Annotated in this window: 1 protein-coding gene; it reads left to right on the forward strand. The window is 32.2% G+C overall.

Annotation, left to right across the window (positions count from 1 at the left end):
• Positions 1-92 precede the first annotated feature (92 nt).
• The gene (locus EI164_RS16580) at positions 93-695 is read left to right on the forward strand and encodes a cyclic GMP-AMP synthase DncV-like nucleotidyltransferase (RefSeq protein WP_192521054.1); all 603 of its coding nucleotides are present in this window, start codon (positions 93-95) and stop codon (positions 693-695) included.
• Positions 696-726: the final 31 nt, after the last annotated feature.

Here is a 726-nt window from a genome sequence, read left to right on the forward strand (position 1 = left end):
AATTGTTTTATGATATTCATCCAAAACATAACTCTTTTGTAGTGCAGTGACTATATTAAATTTGAGCAAGTTCTAATAAAGGAAATACTAATATGTACGACTGCTCCAAAGAGTTTAATAAGTTTTATAATGACCATGTAAGACTATCTGAAAAAGAAAAAAATGTATTGAGAGATAAAAGAGATAAGAATATAAAGAGATTGAAAAATGGTTTAGAAAAATATAATAACGAAAATAATACTAGTTATAAGATTGCCGAATCTAGAACGCAAGGATCTATGGCAATGCATACCATAGTCCAAAATGATAGAAAGGACTATGACATAGATGTGGCTATAGTTTTTGAATCAGACAACCTAGGTATTTTGGGACCTTTAGCGACAAGAAATATGATAGCCAATGCATTAAAGCGAGAGATGCATCAGTTTTCAGAAGAACCAGAAGTAAAGACAGGATGTGTTAGGGTGCGTTATACAACTGGCTATCACATTGATTTTGCCATATTTAAAAGATCAAAATATTCTGAGTCGCAAGACGAGTATGATTATGAATATGCTGGAGATATATGGTCTGCTAGAGACATTAAAGCTTTAGATGATTGGTTTATTGACGAAATCAAGGCGAAAACTGATAATTTAAGAAAAATAGTAAGACTATCTAAGATGTTTTGCGGGAGTTTCCCAAACTCTGTGTAACTGCTTATAATCCACTAACAGGAGAATAAGC

Origin of the sequence: Psychrobacter sp. FME13, from assembly GCF_014861395.1 — a bacterium.
In the GTDB taxonomy this organism is placed as follows: domain Bacteria; phylum Pseudomonadota; class Gammaproteobacteria; order Pseudomonadales; family Moraxellaceae; genus Psychrobacter.

Coding starts and splice junctions, on each gene's coding strand:
- EI164_RS16580 (WP_192521054.1), top strand. CDS start 93: ATGTACGACTGCTCCAAAGAGTTTAATAAGTTTTATAATGACCATGTA.